14 protein-coding genes are annotated in these 22,182 nt (G+C 53.8%); 7 read left to right on the forward strand and 7 right to left on the reverse strand.

Going from position 1 to position 22,182, the window contains the following annotated elements; all coding sequences use genetic code 11:
• The 4 genes from AB182_RS04130 to AB182_RS04145 form a co-directional block, all read right to left on the reverse strand.
• Positions 1 to 3,717 (reverse strand): cellulose biosynthesis protein BcsC, encoded by a 3,717-nt coding sequence (locus AB182_RS04130; RefSeq protein WP_047369006.1) that lies wholly within the window; start codon positions 3,715 to 3,717, stop codon positions 1 to 3.
• Positions 3,710 to 6,040 (reverse strand): cellulose biosynthesis cyclic di-GMP-binding regulatory protein BcsB, encoded by a 2,331-nt coding sequence (locus AB182_RS04135; RefSeq protein ID WP_047369007.1) that lies wholly within the window; start codon positions 6,038 to 6,040, stop codon positions 3,710 to 3,712. The genes AB182_RS04130 and AB182_RS04135 overlap by 8 nt, the downstream gene beginning before the upstream one ends.
• Positions 6,030 to 8,147 carry a UDP-forming cellulose synthase catalytic subunit gene (gene bcsA, locus AB182_RS04140; RefSeq protein WP_052958806.1) on the reverse strand — a complete coding sequence of 706 codons (2,118 nt, stop codon included), beginning with the start codon at positions 8,145 to 8,147 and terminating at the stop codon, positions 6,030 to 6,032. The genes AB182_RS04135 and bcsA overlap by 11 nt, the downstream gene beginning before the upstream one ends.
• A gap of 191 nt (positions 8,148 to 8,338) precedes the next feature.
• On the reverse strand, positions 8,339 to 8,716 hold the full coding sequence (locus AB182_RS04145; RefSeq protein WP_047369008.1) for a hypothetical protein: 378 nt from the start codon (positions 8,714 to 8,716) through the stop codon (positions 8,339 to 8,341).
• A gap of 588 nt (positions 8,717 to 9,304) precedes the next feature.
• Between AB182_RS04145 and AB182_RS04150 the strand changes: the two genes are divergently transcribed.
• Positions 9,305 to 10,948, forward strand: a complete 1,644-nt coding sequence (locus tag AB182_RS04150) for an EAL domain-containing protein (RefSeq protein ID WP_047369009.1) — start codon at positions 9,305 to 9,307, stop codon at positions 10,946 to 10,948.
• 636 nt (positions 10,949 to 11,584) lie between these two features.
• Here AB182_RS04150 and AB182_RS04155 read toward each other — a convergent pair.
• Positions 11,585 to 12,586 (reverse strand): sensor domain-containing diguanylate cyclase, encoded by a 1,002-nt coding sequence (locus AB182_RS04155; RefSeq protein WP_047369010.1) that lies wholly within the window; start codon positions 12,584 to 12,586, stop codon positions 11,585 to 11,587.
• Positions 12,587 to 12,766: 180 nt separating this feature from the next.
• Here AB182_RS04155 and AB182_RS04160 point away from each other — a divergent pair, with 180 nt between their 5' ends.
• Entirely contained in the window at positions 12,767 to 13,630 is an 864-nt protein-coding gene (locus AB182_RS04160) for an aldo/keto reductase family oxidoreductase (protein ID WP_047369011.1), read from the forward strand.
• A 165-nt stretch (positions 13,631 to 13,795) separates the two neighbouring features.
• Here AB182_RS04160 and AB182_RS04165 read toward each other — a convergent pair whose 3' ends face one another.
• Together AB182_RS04165 and AB182_RS04170 are read right to left on the reverse strand one after the other, a co-directional pair.
• Positions 13,796 to 14,938, reverse strand: a complete 1,143-nt coding sequence (locus AB182_RS04165) for a trans-sulfuration enzyme family protein (protein WP_047369012.1) — start codon at positions 14,936 to 14,938, stop codon at positions 13,796 to 13,798.
• Positions 14,939 to 14,948: 10 nt separating this feature from the next.
• Entirely contained in the window at positions 14,949 to 16,319 is a 1,371-nt protein-coding gene (locus tag AB182_RS04170; protein ID WP_047369013.1) for a pyridoxal-phosphate dependent enzyme, read from the reverse strand.
• A gap of 395 nt (positions 16,320 to 16,714) precedes the next feature.
• On the opposite strand from AB182_RS04170, the gene AB182_RS04175 reads away from it, so the two are divergent.
• The 5 genes from AB182_RS04175 (at position 16,715) to kduI (ending at position 22,156) form a co-directional block, all read left to right on the forward strand.
• Positions 16,715 to 17,734: a methionine ABC transporter ATP-binding protein gene (locus AB182_RS04175; RefSeq protein WP_047369014.1), complete on the forward strand. Its 1,020-nt coding sequence runs from the start codon at positions 16,715 to 16,717 to the stop codon at positions 17,732 to 17,734.
• On the forward strand, positions 17,727 to 18,395 hold the full coding sequence (locus tag AB182_RS04180) for a methionine ABC transporter permease (RefSeq protein ID WP_047369015.1): 669 nt from the start codon (positions 17,727 to 17,729) through the stop codon (positions 18,393 to 18,395). The genes AB182_RS04175 and AB182_RS04180 overlap by 8 nt, the downstream gene beginning before the upstream one ends.
• A gap of 147 nt (positions 18,396 to 18,542) precedes the next feature.
• Positions 18,543 to 19,355 (forward strand): MetQ/NlpA family ABC transporter substrate-binding protein, encoded by an 813-nt coding sequence (locus AB182_RS04185; RefSeq protein ID WP_039077131.1) that lies wholly within the window; start codon positions 18,543 to 18,545, stop codon positions 19,353 to 19,355.
• A 160-nt stretch (positions 19,356 to 19,515) separates the two neighbouring features.
• The gene (locus AB182_RS04190; protein ID WP_047369016.1) at positions 19,516 to 20,697 is read left to right on the forward strand and encodes an acetyl-CoA C-acetyltransferase; all 1,182 of its coding nucleotides are present in this window, start codon (positions 19,516 to 19,518) and stop codon (positions 20,695 to 20,697) included.
• A gap of 622 nt (positions 20,698 to 21,319) precedes the next feature.
• The gene (gene kduI, locus AB182_RS04195; protein WP_047373175.1) at positions 21,320 to 22,156 is read left to right on the forward strand and encodes a 5-dehydro-4-deoxy-D-glucuronate isomerase; all 837 of its coding nucleotides are present in this window, start codon (positions 21,320 to 21,322) and stop codon (positions 22,154 to 22,156) included.
• Positions 22,157 to 22,182: the final 26 nt, after the last annotated feature.

Raw genomic sequence — 22,182 nt, forward strand, 5'->3', positions numbered from 1 at the left:
TTATTTGTTTTGGTCGACAAAATATTTAAAATAAAACAACGCTTTACCTTCGTTATAACTGCCGAAAGTGTCATATCCCAGGTTGGCGCCGAGCGCCACGTTGTCGTTCAGGCGATAGCGTGCGTCGACGCCCAACGTATAGCCCACACCGTTTTTCGCGGAGGCTTTGTACACTGCATCCACGTTGTCGACGGTACTGGCCAGGCTATTCAGCTGTGACTGCAAACTGCTGTGGCCCGGGAAGTAGTCACTCTGATCCTGTCGCCAGGACTGATACCCCACCGCGCCATTTAGCGTCAGGTCCCATTTATCCACCTTCCGTGTCAGGGTGACGGGCAGCGAGACCGCCATATAGTTCTGCGGACTGAAATAGCCGCCCTGACCGAGGGTGTAGTTACTCAGGTTGCGATCAAAGTCCATGTAGTTGACGTTGACGCCCATCTTGAGTTCGCTTTCTGTGGTGCGGAACAGACGCAAATAGCTGCCCGCCAGCGCGTTTACTGAGTGGTTGGTTGGCACGTTTTCACCAATCCAGGTATCGAAGCCCAGACGGGCATACAAGCCCACAAGATCGTTATCCCACGCGTACTGGGCCGACACGCCGTTACGTGTGACCGCCCCCCAGCTTTCGCCGGTGCTTTTATCTTTCGCCCCGACATACGAGAGCAGGCTATCGGTGACCGCGCGGCGTTCGGCTTTCAAATCGAGTGAGCTGTTGCGTGACAGTTTCGGCATCCACTCGACGCCACCGACCAGACGGGTGAACTCACCACCGGTCGGCGTATTGCCGATATCCAGTTTGTAGCTATCGCCGGTCAGGCTCAGGTTGGTCTCCACGCCGTTCGCCTGCTGGCCACTCTGGGCATCCGCATCGGTTGACGTGGTAGTCGTGGTGGTACTTGCTGCGGCGGCAGCCAGTCTGGTGGCATGGGTAAGCTGGCCCGAACCAAAGCGATTTGCCGAATTGCTGGACATCTCTCCGGCGTTCAGTGAGACCGGCGAAACGTTCAGACTCAGACGCGCGCTGTCGGTAATGGTGCCGGAAATCGTCAGCGGCGCTTTCACCTCATCCAGTGCGCCAAGGCCAGACTCACCGCTACGGGTACGCAGCGACACGCCGCCACCGGTCCAGGTCGCGGTCTTGTCCTGCAAATCCTGCATCATGTTGTTGATGCTGGTGAGGGCGGTCTGCTGTGCCTGCTGCGTGGGCGAGGGGAGGGAAACCACGTCGCTTATCACGTCGCCCTCATCTTCCTCGGTACCCTGTTGCAGACGCCACTGTGCGGTGCGCAGCAGCGACATTGCCCGCTGGCTTTCGCCGTTGGCAGCCGCTACGCGTGCGGCCAGCATCATGTAATCCGCATCCTGAGATGGCTCCATCGCGCTAAACGCACGGCGGACGGCATCGTGGTCATTACGTGCCAGCGCGAGGTTGACGATCCCTGTCAACGCCTGCTTATCGCGTGGTGATTTGCGTAACACGAATGTGTAAATCTCATCGGCTTTATCGTCCATATGATCGGACTGATAGACCCGCGCCATTGCCAGTAACAAATCGGTATTGGCCGGGTTGGCGCGCAGAGCGGGCATCACCAGGTTCCAGGCGGCATCCGGTTTGCCTTTTTCACGCAACTGGTCGGCGCGGGCAATGACGCTGGCGATACGGATATTGTCGATCTCTTGCTGGCTGGCGCTGTTTTGCAGCACCGGCGAGTTGAGCACACTTTCCGCTTCGGCGAAGCGACCGGCCTGGTTCAGCACGCGAATTTGCCCGGCATAATCCGCAAGGGTGCCATGTAGCCCCTGGGCCTGGTTTTCACGAACCAGTTGCAGGGCGAGAGGCGAGTCTCCGGCCTGCATCATCAACTGGGCGTAACGGCCAAGATCGACGGGCGTTTGCGGCGGCGTGCGTTCCAGCGAACGCAGGGAGTTGCGGGCGGCCTGTGTATTCCCCTGTCGCAGATAGTTCTGGGCGATATCCATCTGCAGGTTGCTCTGGACGCGGCTGTTGAGCGCAGTCATGTCAGCGCTGAATGTCGCGCGTGGGACCTGCGAAAGCAGGCTCTGGCTTTTCGACCAGTCGTTATCCTCAGCGGCATACACGGCGGCGGCGTACAGCGCTTCGTTACGCTTGTCGGTGCGCTGCGCCACGCCTGCCATTAGCGTCGCGGCCTGCTGTTTCTGCCCGGCTTTACGTAACTGACGGGCATAGTCCAGCTGTAGCCAGACGTTTTGCGGGTATTTGCTGGATGCCGCCCGCAGGATCTGCATGGCTCTCGATGCATTGCCCGACTGCAACGCAGACTGCGCGGCTTTACGCTCATTATCACCGTTATCGCCAAAAGTGGCGTAGCGGGTACGCAGATTGGCGGGCAGCGTGCGCAGGATCTGATCCGCTTCGGTCTGTTTGTTTTGCTGGCGCAGTACCCACATCAGGCCGGTGCGAACATCGGTATTTTGCGGGTTATCCGCCAGCAGCTGGCGATAGACCTGCTCCGATTCCGCCGGTTTGCCCTGACGGCGCAAAATGTCAGCGCGCAGCATATCCGCCGCCTGACGCTGTCGAGAATCGCTGCTGGTGCTGGAATCCAGGCTGGCGAGCGCGTCGGCGTAGCGTCCTTTCTGCGTCAGGCTGCGGGCCTGGTTCAGGGAGGCGTAGAAGCGTGCGTTGTCGGCATCTTTTGCCCACTGCAGGCTGTTCTCATTGTGGGTATCTTCCTGCGAGGCGCGACGCAGATACTTTTCCGCATCGGCAAAGCGGCTCTGGCGCAGCGCCACATAGCCCATCCCGGCCAGCGCGTTGCCGTTGCTGGCTTGCCCTTGTAAGACCTGGGAGAATTTGTCCTTCGCCGAATCGAGATCGCCGCTGTTCAACGCATCAAAACCGGATTTGGTCGCATCCCCTTCCACGCTTTTGCGGTAGTGATCCATCGGCGCGTTATCTTCCGGGTGACGCTGAGCATAGCTGGTATAGACCGGCAGATCCGATGCTTTGGGTTCCAGCCACAGCAGCGCCTGTTGTAGCGCTTTGTCGGCGCTTTTGTCATCTGCCGCGAGCGCTGAGAGTTGTGCGATCCCTTCGCGACGTGTGTCTTGCTGCCAGGTCAGCGCCATCGCCAGCGCCTGTTTGCTGGCGTTATCATCCGGCATCATTTTCACACGCTGACGAAGGCCTGCTACCCCTTCTGACCATGTTGCGCTGTCGCCCGCCATCGTCTGGTAATACTCCAGCGCGAGATCATCCGGTGGGTTGTCTTTAAACAACGCGCGATAGGCCGCAACCGCCTCTTTGGTTTGCCCGCGCTGTGCCAGAGTGCGCGCCGCATTGAGCTGAGAGGGGGAAATGGACTGCATTAAGTTGGCACTGTTCAGCGCTGACAGGCGCGGGTCCTGCGGAGCTATCTCAGCCATTTTCTTGCGCCAGATTTCTGCCTGCTGGGTGTTACCACGCTGGAGCTGATAGAGCGCCGTCAGGTACATCGCGTCGATGTTGTGTTCATCCACCGCGAGCACTTTTTGCAGCGCTTCGAGCGCCATATCGTCATGGGCTTTGCTGTGCCAGTAGCTTGCCTGGGTCAGCAGTTTTTTGACCGCCGCATCATTGGCGCCCTGGCTGGCATCCGGCGTGTCGGCGGCGGTTGCCGGGTGGCTTGAGCCAATCAGACACAGCAGGTAAAAGGCGTGCGTCAGTCGTTTGCCAATAATACGCTTATTCATGATCGGTCTTATCCTGCAGGCGTTGCTGAGCGTGTCGCTTCAACGTGCGGTACAACATGGGGCTGGCAATCGCGGCAATGAGGCATGCGAGAAATGACAGCCAGAAAATATGTTGGCTGGCGAACCACAAAATCATCAGATAACCCGGCAGATCGCCCCGGGTAAACTGCTCGCCAACGCGCCAGCTACGCACATCGCCAGCGTCCCCCGACGCCACAAAATCGCCGTTCGCATTGCTTTTAAACGTGGGTGTCGTCATATCAGCCAGCAGTTGCTGCAACTGGTGATCGTCAGTGCCGGTGGCAATCACCACCACCCGTCCGGTGTTCCAGGGCGAACGAACGCTCAACAGGCCACGCCACTGGCTGGTGTTGCTGAGATAACTTGCGGCATCGATATCTGTTCGTGCCTGCTCGCCGCTGAACAGCGATGTCAGGCGGCTGGCGAAGCCGGCGGTACTCACTTCAAGCGTATTTTCATTCAGTGAGAAGGCGCTGCCCTGTAACAGCGGTTTAAGCAGTTCACCATTACGCAGGCTGCCAATGGCGAGCACGTCGTTGCTGGCTAACTGCTGCTGCCCGTACTCCTGTTGTGGCATTCCGGTGAAGAGGTGCAGGTAATTGGCGCTAACACCCGTGTCGCGGCCGGATTTCGCCATCAGGTTTAGTAGCACAGCGGTCTCTTCCTGGTTCGGGTGCGCAGACATCAGAACACTGGTGTTCGCCAGGTCGGCATTACGAGTGAAGGGGAACATGGCATTGCTGAACCAGTTCAGGTTTGGCAACTGCCCAAAGTGCCACGAATGGGATAAATCCAGCGTTGAGTTGCCGTCAATACGGCTCTGAACGTTGTCATCGCCCAACGCATTGCAGGGGGCATTTTTCTGCGGTTTGATACCGAACCAAAAGCCCAGTTGGTTGCTGCCGAGGATGGCGCGCGGGTCGATATTTACCACCGCGCTTTGCTGGCGCTGAGTCAGCCCGAGCATATTCATGACCGGCGCGAAAATGCCGTCTTTGCTCACCGGCAGGCGCTTGAGGAACTCACCATTCAGGCTGACATTGAGGAACGAGCCGCTGCCATCGATCCAGGTTTTCTGCGCGAAGCTGTAAGTAAGACGCAGCGGTACGGCGCTGCCATCCCACATAAAGAGATCCGGGGCAGTGGCGAAGGGGAGCTGGTTTTCCCCGTGCCAGACGCCGTGCGCCACCAGGCTACCATCGTCAGCCTGTAAGCTACGAAGCGTAACCGGATGGCTGGTGTTGACCCAGCGCGGGGCATCGTATTCGCCACGTTGCGTCATTTTTACCGCCGTAACTTGCAGGGTGTCGCTGTCTGGCAGGGCTGGTTGGATAAGACGCCAGGCCGCCTGGCGCAGTTCTGTCTCGTTGTGGCCGCTAATCACCAGCAGTTTGTAAGCCGGGTTCATCGGGTTATCTATCACCTGCAACGCCGACCCTGGGTTTTCGCCAAGGGTCACGTCACCGATATGGTCGCCAGGTTTGCCGAATAAAATACCGTTACCCGCAGGCAGATTATTGTACTGCACGTCAAAACGGCTGGGTTTATCTGCACTCATCACGCCAAAGTGTGAGGCGACAATGGCGGCTGCGGTAAGGACATCCGCATCGGGGCTGGCGGAAAAGGCAATGCTCAGCGCCTGATCTTTGGTCTGTTTCGTATCAAAGAACGGACGTGGGAAGGTGCTGAGCGTTTTACGCACGTTCAGCCACAGTCCCTGGTAATTGAGCGTCGATGTCGGCGTCAACGTCACGCGGTAATCGTCCGGTAGCGTGCGCTGACAGCTCCAGACATTATTGATAATGTCGTCGCTGGTTTTTAACTGGAAACTCAGGTTATTACCCGAGGAAATCATTGATGCCGGAACATCCAGGTTCCAGAAGCCTTTCTCCTGCTGGACCTGATCGAGCGGAATGGCGCCCAGCGGTTGCCCGTTAAGCATCAGTTGCAGGTTTTCGCCGGGCACATCCGTGCGGTTCACTTCCACATTCAGACTGATATGCGCATCGGTAATCACCAGATCACCTGGCAGCGTAAAACTCACGCCATTCTGCAACTGCTGGCCGGAAAGCGTCAGGCCGCCTGCAGCCCCCATATCGCCAAAGCTCAACGAGCTGGTGATGTTCTGATTGCTGGCATTTGGCGCGGCGGCGACAGCCGCCACGGGTACTGCCTGAGCGCTCTTTGCGCCTTGCAGCGGCGGCAGTTCCGGCAAGGCATCATTGGTCGACTGCGCCGCCCTGGTGATACCGCTGGTGCCCCACAACAAGGCCGTGACTAACAGCAGAGGATTACAGCGCATGTTTAACCTCTTCCTGCTTTTTCACCACGGTGGCCATGTTGCATTTCACCGTTGCACTGCTTTTTTTACGGCCAAAGAACAATTCCCAGACGCATTGTAAAATGCCTGCGAAAGACGCCAGCGGGCGGTCCGGGGCATGTGGCGGTTTGTACCAGGCATCGGCGCGGGAGAGCACTACACGCACCAGTTTGCGGCGTTCGTTGAGCGGCAGGTTGTCGAACTCTACACGAATATCGTTGTTTCCCACGCCAGCGGCACGCAGCGGCACATGGGCAATTTCATTCCCCAGCCCCAGTTCAATCTGAACCGGAACTTTGTAGCGGAGGTCTTCTCCTTTCTGTAGCGCCACGCGCGCGCCGCCCATGGAGATATCAACGGTGCGGGTGAGCATGTGTGAACCATCAGAAAAGAGCACTTTAGTCGGCAGACTGGCGTAGATGCGGATCGTTTTACGGATCTGCTTACTTTCTTTCGCCACGGCAATAGAGGCCAATAAAATGATGGTGCTAAAGCAACCCCAGGCGATGTTAAACAGGATGACGCGGGGGTCGATGCCGGCGTAGCCATTCATGTAATAACGCACGCCGACCCACATCATACTGCCGACCATCAGCAGCACGGTGATGATCAGCGGACGCACGGTGTAGGCGTCGAAGTAATCGCGATCGGTCAGATCGCCTTTATCCGTCACGTTAAATTTCCCAAGGCGCGGTGAGATAAGGCTGAGTAGCGTCGGGAGAATCAGGTGGAAGGCCATCACCGTCTCATAGATTTCCCCCCAGAACGCATAGCGATACCTGCCCGTGATACGCGAGTTTACGAGGGTAGAAAGCACCAGGTGCGGCAACACATAGGAAAAAATCAGCGTCGCGGAGGAAGAAATAATGTTCAGGTTAAACAGCATAAAGACCAGTGGTGAGGTGAGGAACACCACCCGTGGCAGCCCATACTGGAAGTGCAGCATCGCATTGAGATAGCACAAACGCTGTGTCAGCCTGAGGCCGCGCCCGAGCAGTGGGTTATCAATACGGAAAATCTGCGTCATGCCGCGTGCCCAGCGAATACGCTGGTTAACATGCAGCGCCAGACGTTCTGTCGCCAGCCCTGCCGCCAGAGGAATATCGAGAAACGCCGTGTTCCAGCCGCGACGCTGCAATTTCAGCGCGGTATGGGCATCTTCGGTGACCGTTTCGACCGCAAAGCCGCCCACTTCTTCCAGCGCGGAGCGCCGAATAACGGCACAGGAACCGCAGAAGAAGGTCGCGTTCCAGTTGTCATTACCCTGTTGTACCGGGCCGTAGAAGAGTGCGCCTTCATGAGGCACTTTCTTCGCTGCCGTCAGGTTACGTTCAAACGGATCCGGTGAATAGAAGTGGTGTGGTGTCTGAATCAACGCCAGTTTGTCATCACGGAAGAATTCACCGACGGTCGCCTGAAGAAACACGCGGGTTGCCACGTGGTCGCAGTCGAATACACAGATAAGCTCACCTTCGGTGAGGGTCATCGCGTGGTTGAGGTTACCGGCTTTCGCATGGCTGTTATCCGGGCGAGTCAGGTAGCCTACACCTGCTTCTGCGGCGAAATCGCGGAACTCATCCCGCTTGCCGTCGTCCAGAATATAGACTTTCATTTTATCCTGCGGATATTCGATGCACTGTGCCGCCAGCACCGTATCGCGAACCACGTCGAGGCTTTCATTATACGACGGCACATAGATATCAACGGTCGGCCAGGTGTTGTGATCTTTAGGCATCGGGGCAATGGGTCGCTCCAGCGGCCAGGCCATTTGGACATAGCCGAGCACCAGGATAGTCCAGGAATAGATTTCAGCCGCAAAAAGCAGGCCGCCGAGTACCATCTCCAGCGTGGAGTCGAAATGCAGCGTCGTCGTTGCTCGCCACCAGATATAACGTGTGGACATCAGCAGCGAAAACACCAACATAGCGAGGACCGATTTTTTGCTTTTGAATCGACCAAGAATAAAAACGGCCACAATCACTGACAGGCCGAAAAGGTATTGTTTATCGCTGCTCATTGGGGTGACTATCACCAACAACGACAATAAAAGCAGCGTCAGCGTGAGAATAATTCCGATGATTTTTTGCATGTTTAATAATCTGTACGGAAAACAGTAAGGTATACCGGTCTGTTTTCCGTTCCGGTAACCCTGTTAAAAATCATGACTTGTCAGACTGAACAGCCCCCGCCGAAAACCACGACGAGCGGCGCATTCCCTCACCTGGAGTCAGGACACGCTTATTAGAAAAACCTGGGCGCCAGCCCGGCAATTGGGCGGGGCTATCTGCCAATGACGGTAAATAACACGTCCAGACGTACCGGGTTGCGTTCACGAATTTCCGGTTCGGACGCCTGACGGGACAAGGCTGCGACACTTTCCAGAATGCCGCCGGTCGGAGAGGAAAACACATTTTGTACCAGTGCTGGCTTTGCTTTCGGCCAGGAGAGGGTATTGACGTTGGATGCCGGTTGAGGGCTTTCCTGGCAAATATCCGCAGACACGGTTTCAACAATGGCTTCTTTAACATCACCATTAACATCGGGCGTTGTGACTGTTACTGCTGTTTGCATCGTTGCACCATCTTCATCGTTTATTTTCTGGAAAGAGACACCGGACATCTTCAGTTTTGCAGTCAAAGAACTTAAATCGTCATACATAGTATTTGCCTGTCCTCGATGTGTTAAACACGCACTAAATTTAAGCAATGTCATCTGCCTCTTTCTCTATTACCGCTGGCTCCTTATTGCTGCGGAACGTATTACCATCAGTCATTGAATACGTTAAGTGGAACACCATTTATTGTTGATGGCCGCTTTAATTGAGAATTTCCTTATATACTGAGGTGGGCAGTGTGGCAGGTCAAGTGACGCTATCAATAAATTGAAATTCACTTATTTAAAATGTCTATTAATCTCTCTTTTATTCATTGACTTGTATGGCGAGAAGGCGCGTGCCATCAGGCCTGCGTGGTGGCAAGATGAAATAATGATGTATTTAGCGTAGACGATAGTTTTCAATAATAATTGTGGTGAATCTCAATCTCCTCAATTTTTTCATAATTGATTCATTTTTTTATTATTCACCACATCGGCATTTAGCGCTAAAACTTTATCAATAAATAATTGCCAACTTATTTAATTTCTCTATAAATGCCGTTTGCTGCCAATATCATTATTGGGTGATATTGAACCGGTGACCGCTTTCTATTACTATTGCCCCGACCTCCCTGGTATAGAAAAATTATCATGCCTTTTGACAATGATATTTTCGGCTCGCAGTCAATGCTTGCCGCGCTGGAATATGTTCATGATGCTGTTGTCCTTATCGACGGCGCGGAAAATGTTTTTTTCTTTAATAAAGCGGCGGAGACGCTATGGCGTTATTCGCGAAGTCAGGTGCTGGGCAGAAAAGCGGCGGAGATTCCCCTGTTCACATCCCCGGAGGCGCCTGGCGAAGAAACGTCGCTCTCCATTGTGTCGGCAACCGGGGAAGAAACCACGCTTTCTGCAACAGTGCGCTATGACGGGGTAGCGCGTGCGGGGGCCCCCTGCATGGTGGTCGTGCATATCGATCAGCAAAAGATTACGCAACTGTCGACCTTTAATCTGCTGACCGGTCTGCCAAAGCGTAGCGCCCTGCATCGCCACATTGATGCGCTTTTTCAGCATGGCGTCCATGCGTGTGCCGCGCTCTTTTTCCTTGACCTCGACCATTTTAAAGATGTTAACGATGCTCTGGGCTATGCCGCCGGAGACAGCGTGCTGGCCGCCATTGCCCAGCGGCTGACGGCGGAGTTTTCCCGCCAGGCGTTTGTCAGCCATCCTGACAGCGACACCTTTGTTATGGTCTTCCCGGATTGCGATGCCGCGAAGGCAACCACAATTGCGCAGCGTATTCAGGCGTTATTCCGTCTGCCGTTTAATGTGGCAGATCTCGCACTCAACGTAACGGTAAGCACGGGGATCAGCCTCTATCCCGATCATGGGAGGTCGCGCGATGTATTGCTGAAACAGGCAAACCACGCCTCGCATCTGGCAAAAGGGGCGGCGTCGGGTGGCTATCTTTTTTTTAGTAGTGAAATGAATCAGGTGGATCAGGAACGGTTAAAGCTGGCGGCGGCGCTGAAACTCGCTATTGCCAGTAACCATTTACACCTGCACTACCAGCCGCAGATTTGGCTCAAAAATGGCGAGCTTTATGGGGTTGAGGCACTGGCGCGCTGGTCCGACCCGGTATTGGGCGATATTCCCCCAGGTAAATTTATCGCACTTGCTGAGGAGACCGGTGAAATCGAAGGCATTGGTCGCTGGACGCTCCATGAAGCTTGCCGCCAGATGGCTGAATGGCGTAGTAACGACATTCATGTGCCCGTGGTATCGGTAAATCTCTCACCGATTAACTTTTATAACAGCAGTTTGCCGCAATATATTTCTTATTTGCTACGGCAATACCGCATCCCCGCACACTGCCTGACCATTGAGATTACCGAAGGCGTCATGATGGATAAGCGCCCGGAAACCATGGACGTTATTTGTGCGGTGCGTGAGTTGGGTGTGGGGCTGTCGATGGATGATTTTGGTACCGGGTTCTCCTGCTTGTCCCGGCTGGCGCATTTGCCAATGACCGAGTTGAAAATCGATCAAAGCTTTATGCGCGACCTGCGTGAAGGTAGCAAGATGAAAGCCATTGCCACAACGGTGGTGAGGATTGGCCAGAGCCTGCATCAAACTGTTGTGGCTGAAGGCGTCGAAACGGAACAGCAGCGTAATGAATTGCGGGAATTGCAGTGTGATATTGCCCAGGGGTATCTCTATTCGCGGGCGTTAAATGCCTCGGCGTTAGCAGGATGGGTGAAAAATCGTCCGCGTAGCGAAATTGTGCTTGAGTAAAAGCTTAGCATTTGCGCTCAGCCAGTTTTGCCTGTGAATATAAGCCACCAGGATATATCATCCGGTGGTTTATATTTTTGTGCCGTTACTAAACAGTATGTCAGCTGATATATTTCAGTATCAGTAATAGCAAGCAAAACCCCAGTACTCCCCAGGACATATGACGCCCCGAACGATATACAGGATTCGTGCTGGTGGTTTTACTTTGACTATTCTCGATACGCATTAGAACCTTACTTTCAGGTTATCGCTAATTAATCGTAATCACCGCAAGGGCTTGCGGTGCGCCAAAAGGACGCAGCGGCATGTAAATCCGCCGTTGATACCAGGTGGGTTAATCAATAAAAAAATTCTGTTTAAATATTCATTGGAAAAATACAGATTGTTGACTAAACCTAAACTGGATAATAACCGATAAGTCTGGGTAATTCATGAGAAAAAACGAGTTGCTTTAAATTTATTTATATAAATAGACAGTATCTATGGTTAATTAAATGATGGGTGGCATTGTATAAATAAATGAAGGGCTGAACACGAGGGACAGTAAAGTAATGGCTGAATCTGCGGTGTTATTATTTTAAAAAATGCGAGGGTAAATATTCATTTACCCTCGGGGTGCGAGTCATAACTCAGGAGCTATGAGTTTTCGCTGGATTTATGTGCCTGCGTCGGGTTTAGCGGTGGTTTTTTTCTTTCCAGATACATCACATGCTCGCTGTTGTTCATCATCTCCAGCAGGTTGCTGTGCCTGTCCGGGTCATACTCCACGATGCCGTAAGAATAGTGCAGGCGGAATTTTTTCATTGATTTTTCATTGAGATCATCAATTTTTGACTGCAGGCTGAACAGGAACGTATCCACATCGCGGTCATCGTCATGGCCAAGCAGAAGGACGAACTTGCCCCCTTCCAGGCGTGCGGCAACGTCATTCTTTTTCATGCAACGCAGGAGCGCTGAGGCAAATTTTTTGAGCGTGTTGTCGCCTTCATTATGACCAAAGAATTCATTAATAGCGGTGATGTTTTCCACATCTAAGTAAATGAGGCTAAACGATCGTTTATTATCAGTTAACCATGAGAAGCGTTTCTCGCCCAGTTTGTAAAAACCGCGCTTATTGGGCAACTCGGTCAGTGTATCCGTCATCGCCATGCTGATGATATGAAATTCGTCCTCAACAATGGCACCCAGATCGAGCAATGCGTTGATATTTTCCGGGGTGAAATCGCGCGGTTTGTCATCAATAATACATATCGTTCCGGCGATCGAGCCATCAGGGAGGCGCACCGGGCACCCTGCATAAAAACGTATATATGGTTCGCCAATAACGAACGGGTTATCGTGAAAACGCTCATCCACGCTGGTATCTTTCACAATAAAAATTCCCTGTGCCAGGATCGCATGCGCACAGAAAGATATATTGCGAGATGTCTCGCGGACTTTTACTTCTCCGCTGCACGAAACCAGCCATTGTCGGTCACGATCTAACAGGCTTATTATTCCTATTGGAACGTCAAAAGCCGTTTTTGCCAGACGAGTCAGGCGATCTAAGCGCTCGTCATCCTTTTTATCGAGCAGGTCCATCATATAAAGAGATTTAAGACGCTCGGTTTCGTTTTCTGGTATTTCAGGAAATTTCATAGTGAGGCCTCATTAGCTATAGATTTACTATATCAGAGGTTTTTTATTTAGGTAGCGACTCATCGCTCACCTTTACGTTGTATGAGAAATCTCCTCCTCATGCAGGACGGCACAGATTACGCTGTTGCCTCTGCCTGTGCCGTCCTACAATGTGTTCACTTATCACCCAGGAGGTATCCCATGTCTCAACCCACGCTTACTTATCGTCTTGGCGACCGCGAAGTCGGTCGTCTTGGCTATGGCGCAATGCAACTGGCCGGTCCGGGCGTTTTTGGGCCGCCAGCTGACGAAGCGAAGGCGATTCAGGTGCTTCGTGACGCCGTGTCGGCCGGTGTTAACCATATCGACACCAGCGACTTCTATGGTCCGCATATCACTAACCAGATAATCAAAAAAGCGCTGCACCCGTATCCGGCAGATCTGTGCATCGTAACTAAAGTGGGGGCACGTCGCGATGACAAAGCCAACTGGCTGCCTGCATTTAGCGCCGAAGAACTGACGCGCGCGGTAGAAGATAACCTGCGTAATCTTGGCCTCGACGCTATAGAAGTGGTCAACTTGCGCAGCATGCACGGTTTGCACGGACCAGCGGAAGGGGCGCTGGAAGCTGAACTGGAAACGTTGATCGCCTTAAAAGAGCGCGGGCTGATCCGTCATATCGGGCTGAGTAATGTGACGGCGAAGCAGGTTGCTGATGCGCAGTCGATGACGCCGATTGCCTGCGTACAGAATATGTATAACGTGGCTAACCGTGAAGATGATGCGCTGATTGATGTGCTGAACGCACAGGGCATTGCCTATGTGCCGTTCTTCCCGTTGGGTGGATTTACGCCGCTGCAATCCGGAGAACTGAACGCAGTAGCGCAACGTTTAAATGCCACGCCGATGCAGGTTGCGCTGGCATGGCTGCTGCAACGTTCGCCCAATATTCTGCTGATCCCGGGCACCTCGTCGCCGGCTCATCTACAGGAAAACCTGGCCAGCGCGCAGCTGACCCTGCCCGCTGATGTGCTGGAGATCCTCAACGGCATCGATAAGCGTTAAGCCGCATTTCCCCCTCACCCTAACCCTCTCCCTCCAGGGAGAGGGGACCGATCGAGCCAGTTTTTCTCCCTCTGCCTGAGGGAGAGGGGCAGACCGCAGCGTGCTTACGGTTATGACTGTCAGTAGCCCCGGAAAGCGCAGCGCCACCGGGGAAGGTCAATGCCGTTACGCCAGCGCCTGCTGCCAGTCGGCAATCAAATCGTCTACCCCTTCGATTCCCACGGATAAACGAATCAACTGCGGCGTAATGCCGTTAGCCAGCCGTTGCTCCAGCGGAATCGAGGCGTGCGTCATGCTGTAAGGCTGGCTCACCAGGCTTTCTACGCCCCCCAGACTTTCGGCGAGGGTAAACAGTTTTAGTTTACTGATTATCTGAGTGGCATAGTGGTCATCGCCTTTTACCACTACCGAAATCATGCCACCGGGCAGCGCCATCTGCTTACGCGCCAGTGCATGATGTGGGTGTGACGGTAGCCACGGGAACCACACTTTTTCGACCTGCGGCTGCTGCTCCAGCCACTGCGCCAGCGCCAGTGCGTTGCTGCTGTGGCGCTCAATACGCAGTGACAGCGTGCGGATACCGCGTAGCGTCAGGAAACTGCTGAACGGGTCAAGCACGCCGCCTGTGGCGTTTTGCAAATAGCCCAGTTTTTCTGCCAGCGCCGGGTTATCGCCTACGACCGCCAGTCCGGCCACCACGTCAGAGTGCCCGTTCAGGTATTTGGTGGCGGAGTGAACCACAATATCGAAACCGAGCTCTATCGGACGGTGGATAACCGGCGAGGCAAAGGTGTTGTCCGCCACGCTGAGGATCTTATGCCGTTGCGCGATCGTCGCGATCGCTTCCAGATCTGCCAGTTTAAGCAGCGGGTTGGTCGGGGTTTCAACCCAGATCATCCGCGTGTCCGGACGGATGGCGGCTTCCAGCCCCGCCAGATCGTCGGGCTTCACCCAGCTCACTCGCAGGCCGGTGCTGCGCTTGCGTACATTTTCAATCAGGCGGTACGTTCCGCCGTAAACATCATCCACCGCGACAATATGGCTATCTTTATCCAGTAACTCTAGTACCGTGGAGATGGCCGCCAGCCCGGAAGCAAAGGCATAACCTCGCGTACCGCCTTCGAGTTCTGCGATCGCAGTTTCCAGCGCGTGACGAGTCGGGTTGCCGCTGCGGGAATATTCATAGCCGGTATGCTGACCAGGCGCAGGCTGCGCAAAAGTTGATGTGGCATAAATCGGCGGCATCACCGCGCCATGCTGGTCGGTGAATGTGCCGCTGTGCACGCTCAAAGTATTCAACGTTTTCATCTGTACTCCTTTATTGTTCCAGGCGGTTACGCCAGGTGGTCAGGACATCGCTGCGGGTAATCAGGCCGAGAAAGCGGTCATTGTCGGCAATCACTGCCACCAGGCCCCGGTCAAAAATGGCTTTCAGCGCACTTTCCGGCGCGTGCTTGTCGAGGGTTTCTACGTTGCGGGTCATTGCCTCTTTCACCGGTGATGAAAAACGCGCGCTGTCACCCTGGACGTGGCTTATCAGGTCCCATTCATCGACGATGCCAACGACACGGCCGTTTTCCAGTACAGGCAGTTGCGAGAAGTCATACAGCCGCATCCGTGCCAGTACGGCGGCCAGGGTGTCATCCGGCGCGGCGGTGACGGTGGCGCCTTCGTCATGGCGCAGGGCAATGAAATCGGTTAAATCACCGCGCGTTGGGCGGCTTAATAATCCCTGCTGGCGCATCCAGTCATCGTTAAACATTTTTGAGAGGTATTTGTTGCCGCTGTCACAGGCGAGCGTCACCACGCGTTTGGCGGTAGTCTGTGCCCGGCAGTAACGCAGTGCGGCACTGAGCAGTGTGCCGGTGGAGGAGCCGGCCAGCACCCCTTCGGTTTGTAGCAGGGCGCGCGCGGCGGCGAACGCTTCGGCATCGGTCACACGGTAAGCCGTATGGACACCCTCGATATGGGCCAACGGTGGGATAAAATCCTCACCGATCCCTTCGACCAGCCAGGAGCCCGGCTCACCGTACTGTCCGGTTTCGACCTGATCGGCGAGGATCGAACCGGCCGGGTCGGCGAGGACAAATTCGGTTTTTGGCGAGTGTTCGGCAAACCATGCCTGCAATCCTCCCAGCGTCCCGCCAGAACCGACGCCAACGACAATGGCGTCGATATCACCGTCAAGCTGGGCAAAAATTTCCGGTGCGGTGGTACTAAAGTGCGCCAGCGGATTGGCTTCGTTATTGAACTGGTCGATGTAAAACGCCCCCGGCGTCTCCTGCGCCAGACGGCGGGCATAATCCTGATAATAGGCCGGGTGACCTTTGTTGACGTCAGAGCGCGTTAATACCACTTTCGCCCCCAGCGCCCGCAGGTGGAAGATCTTCTCCCGGCTCATTTTGTCCGGCACCACCAGAATCAATGAATACCCTTTTTGCGCGGCAATCAGCGCCAGCCCAAGGCCAGTATTACCCGCCGTTGCCTCTATGATCGTTCCACCGGGCTGTAAATGGCCCAGCCGTTCGGCTTCGTTAATCATCGACAGCGCAACGCGGTCTTTGATCGAACCGCCTGGGTTCTGATTTTCCAGTTTCAGAAACAGGCTGCAGGGGCCAGTCTCCAGCTTATGGAGCTGGAGAAGCGGGGTCTGGCCGATAAGTTCACTAATCGAATGCAATACTGACATGGTTAATCACCCACAGATAAACGCGATGAGCGGATGATAGGTCTGTCATTTTGCCTGTTTAAAGAACGTTTATCCGGCGATTAGAACGAAAAGAAATATGAAGTGCTATTTAGACATCAGGAGGGAAAGGTGGTTAGCCGTCCGGATGTGTCGATTGCCATAACCAACCATTTTTGCTGTGTTTTTAGCCACTTTTTCACGGTTCTTCCTGTGGATTATGCGTTTAGCAGATAAACATTGCTGAATTTAATCATTAGACAGAAGAGTGAGAATCACCGCCGCTTAGCGTGAAAAGTTATATCTAATGTCCATTTAGTTATTTGAATTATATTCATGACTGATTATTATCGTTTGGACTTCCATACTGCTAAACCGCCAAACGGAAAAGTAACGCAATGATCGTTCTCAGGAATATTTCTAAGATTTTCGACCAGGGAAAGGCGTCGATTACCGCCGTGGACAGCGTCAATCTGTCGGTTGAGCAGGGGCAAATTTACGGGATTATCGGCTACAGCGGCGCCGGGAAAAGTACGCTGATTCGTTTGCTGAATGGTCTGGAAAAACCGACTTCCGGCAGCGTAGTGATAAACGGCCAGGACATCTCGGCGGCAAAGGGCGAGCAGCTGCGCCAGGCCCGGCTGAAAATCAGCATGGTCTTCCAGCACTTCAACCTATTGTGGTCGCGTACGGTGGCGGAAAACATCGCCTTTTCTATGCAGATTGCCGGTGCGCCAAAAGCGAAAATTAAGGCGCGTGTGGCGGAACTGATCGACCTGGTGGGGCTGACTGGACGTGAAAATGCTTACCCGTCGCAACTGAGCGGTGGGCAAAAGCAGCGTGTGGGGATTGCCCGTGCGCTGGCAAATAATCCGGATGTGCTGCTTTGCGATGAGGCGACCTCCGCGCTGGATCCGCAGACGACCGATCAAATTCTCGATCTGCTTCTGGATATTAACCGTCGTTTCAGGCTGACGATTGTGCTTATCACCCATGAAATGCATGTGGTGCGCAAAATCTGTGACCGCGTGGCGGTGATGGAAAACGGTAGCGTGGTGGAAGAGGGGGATGTGATTAGCGTTTTCACGCATCCGCAGCAGCCGATCACCCGTCAGTTTGTCCGCCAGATTAGCCAGTATGAGGAAGCTGAGTTTAATCCTGATCTGAACGCGGATCTCGACGGTACCGTGATCAAGCTGACTTTTACCGGACATAGCACGCATCAACCGGTGGTGGGTGAATTGACGCTGCGCTACGGCCTGCCGTTCAATATTTTGCATGGAAAAATGACCCAAACCGCGCATGGCGTGTTTGGGCAACTGTGGGTGCATGTCGTCGCCACAGAGGAACAGGTAAACAATATCCTCGCGGATTTACGCCATAGCGATATTGAAGGCGAGGTGATCACACATGCTTGAGACAGTATTTCCGCATCTGAAACTGGCCCAGCTTTGGGCGGCAACGCAAGAGACGCTGTACATGACGGCACTCTCTGGCGCGGCAACCTTTGTATTAGGGATCATTCTGGGGCTGGCGCTGTTTTTAACCGCCCGCGGCGGGTTATTTCAAAACCGCGCGCTCTATAGCGTGATTTCGATTGTGGTGAACGTGTTCCGCTCTATTCCGTTCATCATCCTCATCGTTCTGTTGATTCCGTTCACCAAAACGATTGTCGGCACCATTCTCGGGGCGAACGCCGCGCTGCCCGCGCTGATTGTCGGAGCCGCGCCGTTTTACGCTCGCCTGGTGGAGATTGCCCTGCGTGAGGTGGATAAAGGGGTTATCGAGGCGACCCGTTCGATGGGGGCACGCCTTAGTACACTGATTTTTCGGGTTTTACTGCCTGAATCATCGCCTGCACTGGTTTCCGGTATCACGGTGACGCTGATTGCTCTGGTGAGCTACAGCGCCATGGCCGGAGTTATCGGTGCGGGTGGCTTAGGAAATCTGGCTTATCTGGAAGGATTCCAGCGCAACCACGGCGACGTCACGCTGGTGGCGACAGTGACCATCTTGATCATTGTCTTCATCATCCAGTTCTGCGGCGACGCAATAACTTCTCTGTTAGATAAACGCTAATTACCCGTCGTACTTCAGGTTGCATGTGCGCTGGCTACGTTTGTTCACCCCTGTCACTTACCTCAGTAAGCTCCAGGGGGTTCACGCTCTTGCCCACTTCCTGCAACCAGAATTACTTAGGTTAAAACAATAATGGAAACCAACATCATGAAAAAAACACTGACACTGATTGCCGCCATGACTTTGGGTGCGATGAGCTTCTCCTCCTGGGCTGACAAACTGACCGTTGGCGCGTCCAACGTGCCGCACGCTGAAATTCTGGAGCAGGCGAAACCGATCCTGGCGAAGCAAGGCATCGATCTGGAGATCAAACCGTTCCAGGACTACATTCTGCCGAACACCGCGCTGGCTGGCCGTGAGATCGACGCCAACTATTTCCAGCACATTCCGTACCTGAACAGCGTACTGAAAGACCACGCGGGTGATAAAACGTATGATTTCGTCAGCGCAGGCGCGATTCATATTGAGCCGATTGGTATCTACTCCAAAAAATACAAATCGCTGAAAGATCTGCCGCAGGGCGGCAAAATCATCATGCGTGATGCGGTGTCTGAGGAAGGCCGTATTCTCTCTATCTTCGAAAAAGAGGGCGTTATCAAGCTGAAACCGGGCGTGGATAAAGTGTCTGCACGTATCAGCGATATCGTTGAGAACCCGAAAAAACTGCAATTCCAGCCGAATGTCGAAGCTGCGCTGCTGCCACAGATGTATAACAACGATGAAGGTGACGCGGTCGTTATTAACGCTAACTACGCCATCGACGCTGGCCTGGATCCGGTACATGACCCGATTGCCGTAGAGAGCGGTGAAAACAACCCGTATGCCAACATCATTACCGTACACCGTGGCGATGAGAAGAAAAAAGACATCGTAGCGCTGGTTAACGTTCTGCATTCTAAAGAGATTCAGGACTGGATCCGCACCAAATACAAAGGTGCTGTTATTCCGGTAAACAACTGATTCTTGCTGTTTCGGTGCGGCGGGCTTGCCCGTCGCACCGCCTTCCCTCGACTCTGTTCCTGCCCCCCTGTGTGATGAATCTCACCAATTTTAAACAATTGCGATAATACTTGATAACAACGTACTACTATTGCCTGGGTCAATTTGCGCTGAGGTAGAAATGAAAGATGTCGTTATCGTGGCTGCGGTTCGCACGCCTATCGGCTGTTTTCAGGGGGCGCTATCGCACCATTCTGCCGTTGAACTGGGAAGTTATGTCGTTCAGGCGCTTCTTGATCGCAGCGGGATTCACCCCCAGACCGTTGATGAAGTTATTTTAGGCCAGGTGCTTACCGCCGGTGCCGGGCAAAACCCTGCCCGCCAGTCGGCGATTAAAGGCGGGCTGCCGATGACTGTCTCGGCTATCACTATTAATGATGTGTGTGGGTCCGGGCTTAAAGCGCTGCATCTGGCGTCGCAGGCGATTCAATGCGGTGAAGCCGATGTGGTGATTGCAGGCGGACAAGAGAACATGAGCCGGGCTCCCCATGTGCTGACCGACAGCCGAACCGGGGCGCGTCTGGGCAATAGCCAACTTATCGACAGCCTGGTCCACGATGGATTATGGGATGCCTTCAACGATTACCATATGGGCGTAACTGCAGAAAATCTGGCGCGGGAGTATGGCATCAGCCGTGCCCACCAGGACGACTGGGCGCTCCGCTCCCAGCAAAAGGCGCGCGCTGCTATCGATTCCGGGCGTTTTCGCGATGAAATCGTGCCGGTGAAAGCTATGTCCAGCGACGGGCGGCCACTTTTGGTCGATACCGATGAGCAGCCGCGTACCGACGCCAGCGCAGAAGGGCTGGCCAGACTCTCCCCGGCTTTCGAATTGACGGGGTCTGTCACGGCGGGGAATGCCTCGTCCATTAATGACGGCGCCGCCGCCGTGATGATGATGAGCGAAGCCAAAGCGCAGGAATTGAATTTGCCGGTGATGGCGCGTATCCGTGCTTTTGCCAGCGTGGGCGTCGATCCCGCCCTGATGGGTATTGCGCCGGTGTATGCCACCCGACGTTGCCTTGAGCGCGTGGGCTGGCACCTGGATGACGTCGACCTGATTGAGGCTAATGAAGCCTACGCCGCACAGGCGCTGTCTGTCGGTAAAGTGCTGGAGTGGGATGAAAAGCGGGTCAATGTGAACGGCGGTGCGATTGCGCTCGGCCATCCTATCGGCGCATCCGGCTGCCGTATTCTGGTCTCTCTGGTGCATGAAATGAAAAAACGCAATGCCCGTAAAGGGCTGGCGACGTTGTGTATCGGTGGCGGTCAGGGGGTGGCGCTGGCGATAGAACGTGACTGAGTCTTTCTTGCCGATAACGTCCCTTTCCTCCTAAAAAAAAGCCCTCCGTCAAGGAGGGCAAGGCCAGTTACAGAAACACTAACTCAAACGTCCCCGGGCAACGCGCCGCGCTACCCTGTTGTTTCTTTGTCGATACTTCCCTGGTGTATACGCATTCATTTTTACGCTGTTATACACGCCATCAACATTTCAAAAATTCGGTGTTAATTTATCAAAACATAGTTTTACTTTGTGTGACAGCCTGCGCAGTTTAAAAGAAAATGCAGCACATAGCACCCTAAAAAAATGATGGCGTAGCGATATGAAAAAAGATCTTAGATTTCACGCAGTAAAAATGCCGACAGGCTGTTAAAACGTCAAGATGGTATTAACTGTTTGTTTTATATAATTAAATTCTTTTTACTCACCCCATAAGTCGCCCACCTCATTCGCACCAATGTCAGGCGTTCGTGATCGCAACTACAGTTTTAGAAATATATTACGGAAAAAATGAAACGTTGTTTTATATAAGATTGAAAACGTGTTTTAGCCGGGATAAGATGTGCGCATACTGCAAAACGGAACGTTTTTTATCCGCTCCGTTACCTGCGATTTGAATGAAATATTGACTGCGGAGGTAAAGGTGGACGTAAGACAAAGCATCCACAGTGCGCATGCGAAAACGCTGGATACCCAGGGACTGCGCAATGAATTTCTGGTTGAGAAGGTATTTGTTGATGACGAATACACCATGGTGTACAGCCACATCGACCGTATCATCGTCGGAGGCATTAAGCCGGTAGCCAAAACCGTCTCTGTCGGCGGCGAAGTAGGCAAGCAACTGGGTGTCAGCTATTTTCTTGAACGCCGTGAGCTGGGCGTGATCAATATCGGTGGCCCCGGTACCATCACCGTTGATGGGCAGTGCTATGAAATCGGCCATCGCGATGCGCTGTATATCGGCAAAGGGGCGAAAGAGGTGGTTTTCGCCAGCGTCGATACCGCAACCCCCGCAAAGTTCTACTATAACTGCGCCCCGGCACATATGACTTACCCGACCAAAAAAGTGACGCCTGCGGATGTGTCTCCGGTCACGCTGGGTGACAACCTCACCAGCAACCGTCGCACCATCAACAAATACTTCGTACCGGACGTATTGGAAACCTGCCAGTTGAGCATGGGGTTGACTGAACTGGCGCCGGGTAATCTGTGGAACACCATGCCGTGCCATACCCATGAACGTCGTATGGAAGTTTACTTCTATTTCAATATGGATGAAGACGCGTGCGTGTTCCACATGATGGGGCAGCCGCAGGAGACTCGCCATATCGTGATGCACAACGAACAAGCGGTTATTTCGCCGAGCTGGTCAATCCACTCAGGCGTGGGGACGAAGGCGTATACCTTTATCTGGGGTATGGTCGGTGAAAACCAGGTCTTTGATGACATGGACCACGTCGCGGTTAAAGATTTGCGCTAAGCACCGAAGGCATAACGAAAATATGC

The sequence above is a fragment of the Phytobacter ursingii genome, assembly GCF_001022135.1.
Classification (GTDB): Bacteria; Pseudomonadota; Gammaproteobacteria; order Enterobacterales; family Enterobacteriaceae; genus Phytobacter; species Phytobacter ursingii.

What these genes read in the sequence shown, in the direction of transcription:
- AB182_RS04130 (WP_047369006.1), bottom strand. Translation starts at nt 3,717, where the DNA reads ATGAATAAGCGTATTATTGGCAAACGACTGACGCACGCCTTTTACCTG.
- AB182_RS04135 (WP_047369007.1), bottom strand. Translation starts at nt 6,040, where the DNA reads ATGCGCTGTAATCCTCTGCTGTTAGTCACGGCCTTGTTGTGGGGCACC.
- bcsA (WP_052958806.1), bottom strand. Translation starts at nt 8,147, where the DNA reads ATGCAAAAAATCATCGGAATTATTCTCACGCTGACGCTGCTTTTATTG.
- AB182_RS04145 (WP_047369008.1), bottom strand. Translation starts at nt 8,716, where the DNA reads ATGTATGACGATTTAAGTTCTTTGACTGCAAAACTGAAGATGTCCGGT.
- AB182_RS04150 (WP_047369009.1), top strand. Translation starts at nt 9,305, where the DNA reads ATGCCTTTTGACAATGATATTTTCGGCTCGCAGTCAATGCTTGCCGCG.
- AB182_RS04155 (WP_047369010.1), bottom strand. Translation starts at nt 12,586, where the DNA reads ATGAAATTTCCTGAAATACCAGAAAACGAAACCGAGCGTCTTAAATCT.
- AB182_RS04160 (WP_047369011.1), top strand. Translation starts at nt 12,767, where the DNA reads ATGTCTCAACCCACGCTTACTTATCGTCTTGGCGACCGCGAAGTCGGT.
- AB182_RS04165 (WP_047369012.1), bottom strand. Translation starts at nt 14,938, where the DNA reads ATGAAAACGTTGAATACTTTGAGCGTGCACAGCGGCACATTCACCGAC.
- AB182_RS04170 (WP_047369013.1), bottom strand. Translation starts at nt 16,319, where the DNA reads ATGTCAGTATTGCATTCGATTAGTGAACTTATCGGCCAGACCCCGCTT.
- AB182_RS04175 (WP_047369014.1), top strand. Translation starts at nt 16,715, where the DNA reads ATGATCGTTCTCAGGAATATTTCTAAGATTTTCGACCAGGGAAAGGCG.
- AB182_RS04180 (WP_047369015.1), top strand. Translation starts at nt 17,727, where the DNA reads ATGCTTGAGACAGTATTTCCGCATCTGAAACTGGCCCAGCTTTGGGCG.
- AB182_RS04185 (WP_039077131.1), top strand. Translation starts at nt 18,543, where the DNA reads ATGAAAAAAACACTGACACTGATTGCCGCCATGACTTTGGGTGCGATG.
- AB182_RS04190 (WP_047369016.1), top strand. Translation starts at nt 19,516, where the DNA reads ATGAAAGATGTCGTTATCGTGGCTGCGGTTCGCACGCCTATCGGCTGT.